This window comes from Rhodovibrio salinarum DSM 9154 (genome assembly GCF_000515255.1).
GTDB classification, from domain to species: Bacteria; Pseudomonadota; Alphaproteobacteria; order Kiloniellales; family Rhodovibrionaceae; genus Rhodovibrio; species Rhodovibrio salinarum.
Map to the genome: position 1 here is coordinate 2,913,171 of NZ_KI911559.1, position 12,459 is coordinate 2,925,629.

Here is a 12,459-nt window from a genome sequence, read left to right on the forward strand (position 1 = left end):
GGGTCCTTATGCCGCGCCGCGCAGAGGCTCTTGGTCTTGGCCAAGCGTCTGGTTCAGCGAGTCGAGGAGAGTCTCGCGATCGAACTTGGCGACATAGTCGCGGAAGCCGGCCTGGCGGCCGCGCTCCAGGTCGCTCGGCGCGGCGTGCGAAGACAGGGCGACCAGTGGCGTATCCGCCCACTTGCCCTGCTCGCGCAGCGTGGCGGCGAACTCGTAGCCGTTCATACCCGGCATCTCGATGTCGGAGACGATGACGTCGAACTCGTGACCGCTGTTGCACATCTCCAACGCCGTGTCCGCGCAGTCGGCCGTGGTGACGTCGTAGCCTGCGACGTCGAGCAGCGGCGCCAGCAGATTGCGGAAGAACGGGCTGTCGTCGACCAGCAGGACCCGCTTGCCGTTGCCCTCGCGGGCATCGCGCACGCTCTCCGCCTCGAACCAGTCGCTGAACGCCTGGGTCAGGAAGTAACCGGCGTCGACGATATCGGTCGCCTTGCCCGCGATCACCGCACTGCCAAGGTAACCCGGCCGCTCCCCGTGCAACTCGATGTGCATCCGCTCCTCGACGATGTCGACGATCTCGTCGACCACCAGACCCATCGAACGGTCGCGGTCGGTGAACACCAGGACCGGCTGGTTGCCGCTTTCCGCAATCTCACCGCCGGGCATGGTGATCAGCGGCATCAGCTGACCGCGGTACTGCACCACCCGCTGACCATTGGAGTCCTCGATCGTGTCGGTCGGGATCTCTTCGAGCCGTGCGACCAGGGCCAATGGCACCGCCTTGGGCGACTTGCCGGCGGCGTTGAACACCAGCATGGACACTTCTTCCTCGCTGTCGCTGCGCTGCTTGCGGGTGTCCTCCAGCGCATCGTCGCCTTCCACCAGCGTCAGTTCGCCGGACGCGGAAGCGATGCCGTTCGGGTCCAGGATCATCACCACCCGGCCATCGCCCAGAATGGTGTTGCCGGAGAACAGCGGGATATCCCGCAGGATCCGCGCGACCGGCTTGACCACGATCTCTTCGGTGTCGAAAACGCGGTCGACGATGATGCCGAAGGAATATGTCCCGACCTGGGCCACCACGATGAAGCCGTCGGTGTCCGCTTCCGTCCGCTCGGCCGGATTTTCGCCGCCAGCGTTGTTGCCGTGGCCCTGTAGCTTCAGAAGCTCGCGCAGATTGACAAGCGGCAGCAGCCGGTCGCGCAAGCGCAGCACCGGCGTGTCCTTGATCCGCTCGATCTGGTTCTCGCTGCCGCCCTTGGCGCGCACCAGCTCCAGCACCGACAGCTGCGGGATCGCGAAGCGTTCACCCGTGCACTCCACGATCAACGCGGAGACGATCGCCAGCGTCAGCGGGATCTTCACCGTGAACTTGGAGCCCATGCCCTCCTTTGAGGACAGCTCGATCGTGCCACCGATCTTCTCGATGTTGGTGCGCACCACGTCCATGCCGACGCCGCGGCCGGAGACGGCTGTCACCGCATCGGCGGTCGAGAAGCCCGGCTTGAAGATGAACTGCTGGATCTGCTGCTCAGTGAGCTGCGCGACCTCGGCCTCGGTGGTGATCTGGTTCTTGAGCGCCTTGGCCTTGATCTTGTCGACGTTCAGGCCACGGCCGTCATCACCGATCTCGATGATGATGTGGCCGCCCTCATGGTAGGCGTTGAGCGCGATCGTGCCGACCTCGGCCTTGCCGCTCTTGGCGCGGTCGACCGTCGTCTCGATACCGTGGTCCGCGGAGTTGCGGACCATGTGGGTCAGCGGGTCCTTGATCAGCTCGAGCACCTGACGGTCGAGCTCGGTATCCTCGCCCTTCATCTTGAGCTCGATCTTCTTGTCGAGCTCCTGGGCCAGGTCACGCACGATCCGCGGCAGCTTCGACCAGGCATTGCCGATCGGCTGCATGCGCGTCTTCATGACGCCTTCCTGCAGCTCCGAGACAACGTGGTTCAGGCGCTGCAGCGGCGCGGAGAACTCGCTCTCCTGCTGGCTGCGCAGGATCTGCAGTAGCTGGTTGCGGTTCAGCACCAGCTCCGAGACAGTGGTCATCAGGTTTTCCAGCAAATCGACCGACACGCGGATCGACTGGCTGGCGACCTGCGACTCGCGCGGCGCCTCACGCTCGGGGGGCTTGCCGGCGGGCTTGTCCGCCTTCTTGGCCGCTGGGGCCTCGGACTTGCTCTCCGCCTTAGACGCCTCGGCCTTGGCAGCCGGCTGTTCCGAAGCGGTGTCCTGAGCAGCCTCAGGGGCGGGCGTCTCGGCCTGATCGGCCGAAGCGTCAGCCGCTGGCGGCCCGGTGTCCTTCAGCTGGGCGCTCTCCGGCAGATCCTCGGGGCCCGGAGCGTTACGGAAGATCTCCTCCAGCTCGTCGACCGGCTCCGACTGCGTCTCCGGCTCCGACGTAGCGGCACCTTCCCCCGAACCCTGATCGCCCGAGTCCTCGGGCACCGGCGCATCGGGATAGTCGGCCATCTCCGAAACGGCATCCAGCTTGGCGATCAGCGCACTGTCGTCGCCTTCCGGCTCCGATTCGGTCTCTTCCAGCGCGCTTAGGATCTCGCGGATGCGGTCCAGGCACTCCAGGATCAGCGAAACGCGGGAAGCAGTGACGACCAGCTCGCCATCGCGAATCTTACCGAGCACCGTCTCGCCCGAGTGCGCCACGGCCTCCAGACGCGGTAGGCCCAGGAACCCGCAGGTTCCCTTGATCGTGTGCATCACACGGAAAATGTTATCCAGCAGCTCTGGCGAGGGATCTTGCTCGAGCTTGACCAGCTCGGTGTCCAGAACCTGCAGACCCTCATTGGTCTCGGTCAGGAATTCACCTAAGAGATCGTCCATATCTGCCCCACGGCTATCGGTTCGGCGCACGCATTCGGTGTGCGCTCGTCCTATCGAGGCACAGAGTGAACCGAAATTGTTTAAAAGGCAGTTACTCCAAACTCTCGAGCTTCACCATGAATCGCGCGGCCGACAGGTTGCAGCTCTGGACTCGCACGTCGCCCCTTCCACGACCGGATGTATGTGGCCCGGCGATCAGGCTTGTTCCCGCAGTGCCACGGGCCATTTAACTGGACGCGCGCTGGGTTAAGAACGCATCGCATTTTCACAAACGCAGCGCTAAAGTCCCGGCGTCGCCCCACATCCAACCACCAACGCCTCTGGTCCGACAGCTTCCGCGATGACCGACACCCCCTACACCGGCAGCGGTGCCCGACGTCACGCCCCTGGCGACAGCGCCAACGCGCACGCCCATGGCGGGTACGCGACGCAAGGCGAAACGGCGGTCGCCGAAATCGGCGCCACCCCAGGCCAGCCGGTGGCCACAGCGGGCGCACAGACGCGCCCGGTCTGGTATTTCGCGCGCCGGCCCGGACCGCTGGCTTGGCTCGCAGTGCTGATCGCCCTCGTACTGGCAATCCCCATCATCACGGTTGCCGCCAGTTTGATCGGCGGGCCGGATTCGGATGTCTGGGGCCACCTCGCGGCCACAGTGCTACCGCGCTACATCCAGAACACGATCTGGCTGGTCGTGGGCGTGGGCTTAACCGTGCCGACGATCGGGGCCGGCACGGCGTGGCTGGTCACGATGTGCCGTTTTCCCGGTCGGCGAATCTTCGAATGGGCCCTGATCCTGCCGCTCGCGGTGCCGGCCTATGTCATGGCCTATACCTATACGGATTTTCTGCAGTTCACCGGACCGGTACAGACAGCGCTGCGCGAGGTTATGGGCTGGGGACCGCGCGGATACTGGTTCCCGGAAATTCGCTCCCTGCCCGGCGCGATCGGCATGCTGTCGTTCGTGCTCTATCCGTACGTCTATCTCCTGGCGCGCGCCAGCTTCCTGGAGCAGTCGGTCTGCGCGCTGGAGGTCAGCCGCACGCTTGGCTGTGGGCGCTGGAGTTCGTTCTTCCGCGTGGCACTGCCGCTTGCCAGACCGTCGATCATCGCGGGCACATCACTGGCGCTGATGGAGACGCTGGCCGACTTCGGCACCGTCTCCTACTTTGGCGTTCAGACCTTCACCACTGGGATCGTGCGTGCCTGGGCCTCGTTCGGCGACCGGGTGGCGGCCAGCCAGCTCGCCGCCGTGCTGCTGGGCTTCGTATTCGTCGTCCTGTTGGTCGAACGCACCAGCCGCGGCCGGGCGCGCTATCACCACAGCAGCGTCACCTACCGGAATCTCCCGGGCTACGAACTCGCCGGGCTGAAGGCTGTCGGCGCTTGGCTGGCGTGCGCCCTGCCGATCCTGATCGGTTTCCTGCTGCCGGGCACGATCCTACTCAAGATGTCGATCGCCCGCGGCGACGATCAGTTCGGGGCGCGCTTTCTGGAACTGGCATTCAACTCCTTCTCGCTGGCCGGCGTAACCGCGCTGATTGCGGTCGTGCTGGCGACGGTCATGACCTATTCGGTGCGCCTGCAACCGAACCGGGCGGTCTACCTCGCCAACCGGGTCGCCTCGATGGGCTACGCGATCCCCGGCACGGTGATCGCGATCGGCGTCCTGATCCCGTTCGCCAACCTCGACAACGCGCTGGACCTGTGGATGCGCCAGACCTTCGGCATCTCCACCGGTCTGCTGCTAACGGGCTCGATGGCCGCGCTGGTGTTCGCCTACCTGGTGCGCTTCCTGGCGGTCAGTCTGAACACGATGGAAGCCAGCCTGGGCCGGATCCGTCCGACCATGGACGATGCCGCGCGCACGCTGGGCCATGGCCCTTTCTCAACCCTGATCCGGGTGCACGCGCCGATGATGTGGGCGTCGATGCTGACGGCCGGGTTGGTGGTGTTCGTCGACGTGATGAAGGAATTGCCGGCCACGCTGGTGATGCGCCCGTTCAACTTCGACACGCTCGCGGTCCAGGCCTACAACCTCGCCGCCGACGAACGCCTGACGGAGGCCTCGACCGCCGCGCTCGCGATCGTGGCGGTGGGCATCCTGCCGGTGATCCTCCTATCCAAGACGATCGCCAAGTCCCGGCCCGGCGAGTAAGCCGCCGGAACCGCTTCAGCCAACTGACCTAGAAGTTCGGCGCGTCGCTCGACGCGCGTCGGCGGCCGCGACGACGCTTGCCGCTGACCGACGCGGCCTCGCTCTCCGGCAATTCGCCAAGCGGGCCGCGCTGCGCCTGATCCTGGGCGCCGGTCGAAATCTCGCCCAACTGGGCGACAATCGTGTCGACCGACGGCGCCGCGCGCCGGGTGTGGGTGTCCATCGCCTGGCGCATCGCGCGGATATGCTCCGGCGTGGTGCCGCAACAGCCACCGATGATCCGCGCGCCACAATCAATCGCCAGGCGGGTGTAATCCGCCATCAGCTCCGGCGTGCCGGAGTAAACGATCTGATCCCCCGACCATTCCGGGATACCGCAGTTCGACTTGGCGATCAGCACGTCGCGGCCGGCCGCAACCTCGCCCATGTTCTTCAACGCCACGATCAATTCGCTGGCCCCGACACCGCAGTTGGCGCCATAGGCAACCGGCTTGGGATCGAACGTCTGCACCAGGGACGACAGTTGGTCGGGCGTCACCCCCATCATCGTCCGGCCATTGGTGTCGAACGACAGCGTGGTGGTGATCGGCAGGCCGGCGACCGACGCTCCTTCGACGGCGGCCTTCAACTCGTCGACGCTGGAAATCGTCTCGATCCACAGCACGTCCGCGCCACCCTCGGCCAGACCGCGCGCCTGCTCGGCAAAGGCCGCCACGCCGTCCTCGTAGGCGAGCGCGCCGAGCGGCTGGAAGATGTCGCCGGTCGGGCCCATCGAACCAGCGACCACGACCTCCCGACCGCTTTCGGCGACGACTTCGTGCGCCAGCTCGGCGGCGCGCCGGTTCAACTCGCGCACCCGCTCCTGGCCGCCGTGCAGCATCAGCCGGCGCGAGGTGCCCCCGAAGCTGTTGGTCAGGATGATGTCCGACCCGGCGTCGACAAAGCTGCGATAATGCTGCTTAACCCGCTCCGGATGATCGGCGTTCCACAGCTCCGGCGAATCGCCGGTCTGCAAGCCGAGCGCGAACAGGTTGGTGCCCGTGGCGCCATCGACCAGCAAGGTCCCGCGCTGATCCAGGAAACGGGTGAGCTTATCGGTCATCTGCGTCTTTCCATCGCTACGGCCTCGCCAGACAGTCGCCGGCGCGCGTGTGCATGCGTTCATAGGAACGCGCAGGGAGATTACGGGCGTGATCCGGTCACCGAAAGGACCGGAACCGACACCCTCTTGTCCGCATGCGCCGGAATTTCGGGCTACTCGTCGTCCGACAACACACGCTGGCAGCGTGCGCGTAGTTTGGCCTCGTCGTCGCTGGTCAGCGGCTGGCCATTGAACGTCGCCCGTCCGGTCTCCAGGTCGACCTCGACCGTGCCGACCTGCACGTCGCCCTTGAAGCTGTCATCGGCCGGCAGGCCATAACGGTCGCCCAGGTCGACCTCGATCGGGATCGACACGCGCTCCGGCAACTCGATCTTCGGCCGGTCATGCAGATCGGCCGAAGCGACCGGGTCGCCATCGACGTCCACCCCGGGCTGGTAGGTGACGCCCGGATCTGAGCGATGCTTGACAAGGCGCAGGCAGTCCGCCTTGGTAATCCGAACCGTGGTCCCGTCGACCTCGACCTCCCCCTTGGCGGGGGCCATAACGAGTGGACCGCACAGCAGCATCGCGGCAAGCGCGGCGGTGCACTGTGAAAAGGCGAGACGATGGTGCGGTCGATGTGGCATGACGGGAGTCAGCATGGCGTAAGCTGGCTTAATAAGCCATAAAGGCATCCAACCGATTTGGCGCGGCTTAAATGATCGCGCGCACGCGCAGGCGCGTTTCCTGGGGAGAACGTGGCCGGCTTTGGGGGGCGTTTTCGAGGGCAACCAGACAGCCAACGGCGGGCGGCCGACATGCCCGGCGCACCGCATGTAGTTAGGGGGCGGCATGCTGAACCAGCTATTCAAACTGGATGAAATGGGCACCACCGCGAAACGGGAGGTGCTGGCGGGAGCGACCACGTTCCTGACGATGGCCTACATCATCGTCGTGAACCCCGGGATCATCTCGGAAACCGGGATGGACTTCGGGGCCGTGTTCGTCGCGACCTGCATCGCCGCGGCGTTCGGCTCGCTGGTGATGGGCTTTTATGCCAACTACCCGATCGCGCTCGCCCCGGGCATGGGGCTCAACGCCTATTTCACCTATGCCGTCGTGCTCGGCATGGGGCTGAGCTGGCAGGTCGCGCTGGGCGCCGTATTCATCTCCGGTATCATCTTTTTGATCCTGTCCATCCTGCCGGTGCGGGAATGGATCGTGAATGCCATCCCGCGCACGCTGAAGATGGCGATCTCGGCAGGCATCGGTTTCTTCCTCGGCGTGATCGCGCTAACCAACGCGGGCATCGTGGTCAATTCCGATGCAACGCTGGTGACCCTCGGCGACGTTACGCAAGTGCAGCCACTGCTGGCCGCGCTCGGCTTCGTCCTGATGATCGCGCTGGACCGCCGCGGCGTGCCAGGTGCGGTGCTGATCGGCATCCTGGTGATCGCGGCCATCGGCATCCTGCTCGGCATCTCCGAATTCCAGGGCATCTTCGACCTGCCGCCGAACCCGGCACCGACGTTCCTGCAATTGGACATCGTCGGCGCGCTGCAGACCGGGATCGTGACGATCATCTTCGCCTTCCTGTTCGTCGACTTCTTCGATTCCAGCGGTACGCTGGTCGGCCTCGCCCACCGCGCCGGACTGCTCACGCACGACGGCAAACTGGAGAAGCTGAACCGCGCCCTGGTCGCGGACTCCAGCGCGACCATCGTGGGCTCGGCGATGGGCACCTCGACCACCACCAGCTATATCGAGAGCGCCGCCGGCATTAAGGCTGGGGGACGCACAGGCCTGACGGCCGTCGTCGTCGCCATCTTCTTCTTGCTGGCGCTGTTCTTCGCGCCGCTGGCGGAATCGATCCCGTCCTACGCGACCGCCCCGGCGCTGATGTTCGTCGCCTGCCTGATGGCCCGCGGCCTGGCCGAGATCGACTGGGAAGACCCGACCGAGTATGCCCCGGGTGTCGTCACGGCGTTGGCGATGCCGCTGACCTATTCGATCGCCGACGGGATCGGGCTCGGCTTTCTCGCCTACACGGCGACCAAGTTGCTGTCCGGTCGTTTCTCCGACGTCTCGCCGGCTGTGCTGCTGATCGCCGCTCTGTTCGTGCTGCGCTTCGCGTTGCTCGACCTCTAATCGGACGAGACTTGAGCTATCGGAGCGGAAAAGCGCTGGCCGTCAGGGTTAATCCGGGGTAAGCAAGACCGGCCCGTTGGACATCCCAGCGGATTCAGGTACGATCCACCGGCGTGCCGTGCCGAACAATAAGAATAAGATCCAGACACGGCCCGAGTCTGGGGAGGAAACGTCCGTCGGCGATTAGCCACGAACGGCGCAGCAAGCGGCACGGTACATGATGGCGAGCCCCCGGTGTCCTACACGACACCGGGGGCTCGTTCGTTTTTTAACCGATCCTTCTGGACCTATTGGAATGTACTGGCCGGCGCGTGGCACCACGAGGGCTCGGCGGCCAGCACGCGCGTGTACACCGGGCAATCGGGACGGTGCGCCCCCGGCAGATACCCGAGCGACATTAGGAACTCGCCGACGATCTCGCCGCCCACATGCGCGAAATGGCGTTTGAGCAGCTTGACCCACTCGGCTTTGGGTCGGGGATGATGCGCATCCAGGAACACGGCAAAGCTGCCATACTCCGCCCGCAAGCGCTGCACCGCCTGGGCATTGGCGATCGCGGCATCGACCTTGCGCACGTTGCGGATGATTCCGGGGTCCGCCAACAAGCGTTCCCGCGCATCCGCGCTGAAGGCTGCGACCGCATCGACATCGAACCCGGCATAAGCGGCCAGGAGCGTCTCGCGCTTGCGCAAGACGGTCCCCCAAGACAGGCCGGCCTGATTGATCTCCAGAATTAGCCGTTCGAATAGAACCGTTTCGTCGCGGGCCGGAAAGCCGTGTTCATCGTTGTGATACGACGTATGCAACGGATCCTGCGGGGCGTAATCGCAGTAGTGCACGACGCTTCATGTTCCTGAGTGGTTAGCCATGCTGGATGGCATCGCGGAACTGCATCAGGTCGCTCGTAATCAGGTAGTACGCCCCGACCCACAGCAGGCCTGCAAGCAAAGTGGTGACCAGTGCCTTGCGCCATAGCATGGGCTTGTCCGGCGCGCTCGGCGCGTGGCCGGTTTCCGGATTCTCCGGCCGGCGAACCCCCCAAGGCAGTACCATGAACAACACGATCCACCAGATCAGCACGTAGACCAGGATGCCGGTAAAGACGTTCATGATCGCTCAGGTAACTTGTCCAAGCCTAGTCCAGCCGGGCCTTAAGCCTGCTCCAGCTCGACCAGAGTGCCGTTGAAGTCCTTGGGATGGAGAAACAGCACCGGCTTCTTGTGCGCGCCGATCTTGGGCTCGCCGTCGCCCAGGATGCGGGCTCCCTGCGCCTGCAAGTGCCGGGAAGCGGCCTGGATGTCATCGACCTCGTAACAGACGTGGTGGATGCCCCCGTTGGGGTTCTTCTCCAGGAACTTCGCGATCGGGCTGTCTTCCCCCATCGGCTGCAGCAATTCGATCTTGGTGTTGTCGAGTTCGACGAACACCACGCTCACGCCGTGATCCGGTTCGTCGACCGGATCGGAAACCTTGGCCATCAACGCCTCGCGATACTGCGCGCTGGCGGCTTCCAGATCCGGCACGGCGATGGCGACGTGGTTCAGGCGACCGATCATGGCAGCATTCCTCCCGAAAGCTGGCCTCAAAGCCTACAGCTTCCGGTTTAACGCACCAACCGCGCACGCCCAAATACCGGATGACGCGGCGCAGCATCCGGAGGGCGCGCCGGCTCATCCGAATGCGAGCTGTGCAGAGAGGGAAATCCGCTGAGGCGTCATGCACAGCAGCCCGTCACCTACTCCAGGCGGACGAGATGCACCTCGGTGTGCGGCTTGCGGCCGGTTTCGCGCTGCAGAAAACGGCGCAAAGCCAGCCGGGCGGTCTCCTGGACGATCTCGTCGCGCCGGCGGTCGGCGGGACGCAGCTTTTGGACGGCCGCCTCAACGGCGTCGATCGCCGCATCGATCGCGTCGTCATCGGCTTCTTCCTCGCCGAACAAGCCAAAGGCGGAGAGTTGTGGGTCGTCCTCCAACTGGCCATCCGCATCGACCACCAGGGTCAGCACCGCCACGCCGGCGAAGCCCATCTTGCGGCGCTCGCGGATGCTGCCGCTGTCAGTGGGGAGGATCTTGGTGCCGTCGAGGGCCATCCGCCCAACCGGGACGTGATCGATGATCTCCGGCACATTGCCCGGGGCCAGACGGATCATCGACCCATCCGAGGGCACGATCGAGTGCGGCACCTGAAGACTGTCCGCCAGGCGCGCATGCGCCAGCAGGTGGCGCGGCTCGCCGTGCATCGGCACGGCGATCTTCGGGCGCACCCATTGGTACATCTGGGTCAGCTCATCCCGGCACGGATGGCCGGAGACGTGAACGAAATGGTCCTCCTCCGTCAGCACCTCGATGCCGCGCTGGACCAGGCGGTTCTGCAGGCTGTGGATCGCCTTCTCGTTGCCCGGGATGACGCGGGAGGAGAAGATCACGTGGTCGCCCGCTTCCAGCACCACGTTGGGATGCTCCTCGCGCGCGGTACGCGCCAGGGCGGAACGGCTTTCCCCCTGGCTGCCGGTCATCAGCAGCATGACATGGTCGCGCGGGAGGCTATCGAGGTCCCGCTCGGCCACCATGTCGGGCAAATCCTGCAAGTAGCCGCACTCTTGCGCCGCACGAACCATGTTGTGCATCGACCGGCCGACCAGACACAGGCTGCGCCCGGTGGCGATCGCGACCTCCGCAGCCGTCTGCAAACGGGCAACGTTGGTGGCGAAGCAGGTCATCACCACACGGTTGTCGAGCGAGCCGACCAGCTCCTTGAGCGCCGTGCGCACATCGACCTCGGAACCGGAGTGACCCGGCGCCATGGCGTTCGTGGAATCGCCGATCAACGCCAGGATATTGTCGTCCTTCAGACGTTCCAGGCGTTTCTGATCGAAGTTCGCGCCGACCAGTGGGGCGGGGTCCAGCTTCCAGTCGCCGGTGTGCAGCAGGTTGCCCATCGGCGTGCGGATCAGGATCGAACTGGGCTCCAGGATGGAGTGGGTGATGGTGATGAATTCGAGGTCGAACGGCCCGACCGTCGTCTGCCCACCAACCGGGATCTCATGCACAGGGACCTCGTCCTCCAGGCCATGCTCCGCCAACTTGCGGCGCAGCACGGAGCAGGTAAACGGCGTGCCGTAGACTGGCGCGCCCAACCGCCGCCAGAGGTAGGGCACAGCGCCCACATGATCCTCGTGCGCATGGGTGATCACGATGCCGGCCAGGCTGTCCTTGCGCTCGGCGATCCAGCGCACGTCCGGCAACAGCAGGTCGACCCCCGGGGTCGTCTCGTCGGCGAAGGAGATGCCGCAATCGACCATCATCCACTGGCCGGCGTGGCCGTAGAGGTAGAGGTTCAGGCCAACCTCGCCGGTGCCGCCCAGCGGGCAGAAGAGCAGTTCGTCGGCGCCCGGCGCCGATTCCGCGTCCATGTGTAGGGCCAAGCCTTTCTTGTATCAGGTGTCCGCGCGCGTGCGATCCGCGCCGCGATTGAGGTCGTGGACCATCTTGAGACCCCGCAGGGTCAGGTCCCGGTCGACATGGTGGATGGCGGCCGTCTCCGCTTCGAACAACGGAGCCAGACCGCCGGTGGCGATCACGGTCAACGGCTGACCGTAGTCCCGTTCGATGCGCGCCAGAAGCCCTTCGATCAGCCCGACATAGCCCCAGAAGACGCCGGAGCGCATCGCCGTCACCGTATCCTTGCCGATCGGCGACGGCGGCTTTTCCACCCCCACACGCGGCAGCTTCGCCGCGGCGTTGGTCAGCGCGTCCATCGAGCCGTGGATACCGGGCGAGATCGAGCCGCCCTCATAGGCGCCTTCGGCGCTAACGACGTCGATCGTGGTGGCCGTGCCGAAGTCGACGATGGCGAGCGGCCCGCCAAAGCGCGCATGCCCGGCGAGCGCGTTGACCAGCCGATCGGCGCCGACCTGATCGGGCCGGTCGATGTTCACCGGAACGCCGGTGATCACGCCGGGCTCGCCGATCACCAACGGCGTCCCGTTAAAGTAGCGCGAACACAGCGTCTTCAAGGCATAGGTGGCCTGCGGCACCACGTTGGCCAGCACGCTGCCCGTGATGTCCGCCGGCTTCAGGCCATCGAGCGCCATCAGTTGGCTGAGCCAGACGGCATATTCGTCCGCCGTGCGTCGCGGATCGGTGGAAGCACGCCAGCGGCCGACGATCTCCGCGCCGTCATAGACCGCGAAGACGGCGTTCGTGTTCCCGGAATCGATCACCAGCAGCAT

General features: G+C 65.3%; 10 protein-coding genes. 2 read left to right on the forward strand and 8 right to left on the reverse strand.

Annotation, left to right across the window (positions count from 1 at the left end; translation table 11 throughout):
• Positions 1–6: 6 nt before the first annotated feature.
• Positions 7–2,844, reverse strand: a complete 2,838-nt coding sequence (locus tag RHOSA_RS0113505; protein ID WP_027289083.1) for a chemotaxis protein CheW — start codon at positions 2,842–2,844, stop codon at positions 7–9.
• 340 nt (positions 2,845–3,184) lie between these two features.
• On the opposite strand from RHOSA_RS0113505, the gene RHOSA_RS0113510 reads away from it, so the two are divergent.
• On the forward strand, positions 3,185–4,999 hold the full coding sequence (locus RHOSA_RS0113510) for an ABC transporter permease (RefSeq protein WP_081728725.1): 1,815 nt from the start codon (positions 3,185–3,187) through the stop codon (positions 4,997–4,999).
• 28 nt (positions 5,000–5,027) lie between these two features.
• On the opposite strand, the gene bmt is transcribed toward RHOSA_RS0113510, so the two are convergent.
• Both bmt and RHOSA_RS24365 read right to left on the reverse strand, forming a co-directional pair.
• Complete coding sequence (gene bmt, locus RHOSA_RS0113515) at positions 5,028–6,101, reverse strand: betaine--homocysteine S-methyltransferase (protein ID WP_027289085.1); 1,074 nt, start codon at positions 6,099–6,101, stop codon at positions 5,028–5,030.
• Positions 6,102–6,253: 152 nt separating this feature from the next.
• The gene (locus RHOSA_RS24365; RefSeq protein WP_156092736.1) at positions 6,254–6,742 is read right to left on the reverse strand and encodes a hypothetical protein; all 489 of its coding nucleotides are present in this window, start codon (positions 6,740–6,742) and stop codon (positions 6,254–6,256) included.
• A gap of 190 nt (positions 6,743–6,932) precedes the next feature.
• Between RHOSA_RS24365 and RHOSA_RS0113525 the strand changes: the two genes are divergently transcribed.
• Positions 6,933–8,228 carry an NCS2 family permease gene (locus RHOSA_RS0113525; protein ID WP_027289087.1) on the forward strand — a complete coding sequence of 432 codons (1,296 nt, stop codon included), beginning with the start codon at positions 6,933–6,935 and terminating at the stop codon, positions 8,226–8,228.
• Between the two features lie 287 nt (positions 8,229–8,515).
• Here RHOSA_RS0113525 and RHOSA_RS0113530 read toward each other — a convergent pair whose 3' ends face one another.
• The 5 genes from RHOSA_RS0113530 to RHOSA_RS0113550 all read right to left on the reverse strand — a co-directional run bounded on the left by RHOSA_RS0113530 (position 8,516) and on the right by RHOSA_RS0113550 (position 12,459).
• Positions 8,516–9,067: a DNA-3-methyladenine glycosylase I gene (locus RHOSA_RS0113530; RefSeq protein WP_027289088.1), complete on the reverse strand. Its 552-nt coding sequence runs from the start codon at positions 9,065–9,067 to the stop codon at positions 8,516–8,518.
• Between the two features lie 22 nt (positions 9,068–9,089).
• On the reverse strand, positions 9,090–9,338 hold the full coding sequence (locus RHOSA_RS0113535) for a DUF1467 family protein (RefSeq protein WP_027289089.1): 249 nt from the start codon (positions 9,336–9,338) through the stop codon (positions 9,090–9,092).
• 41 nt (positions 9,339–9,379) lie between these two features.
• Entirely contained in the window at positions 9,380–9,784 is a 405-nt protein-coding gene (gene mce, locus RHOSA_RS0113540) for a methylmalonyl-CoA epimerase (protein WP_027289090.1), read from the reverse strand.
• Between the two features lie 179 nt (positions 9,785–9,963).
• A complete protein-coding gene (locus RHOSA_RS0113545) occupies positions 9,964–11,640 on the reverse strand; it encodes a ribonuclease J (RefSeq protein ID WP_027289091.1) in 1,677 nt (558 codons plus the stop codon).
• Between the two features lie 24 nt (positions 11,641–11,664).
• Positions 11,665–12,459, reverse strand: a complete 795-nt coding sequence (locus tag RHOSA_RS0113550) for a type III pantothenate kinase (protein WP_027289092.1) — start codon at positions 12,457–12,459, stop codon at positions 11,665–11,667.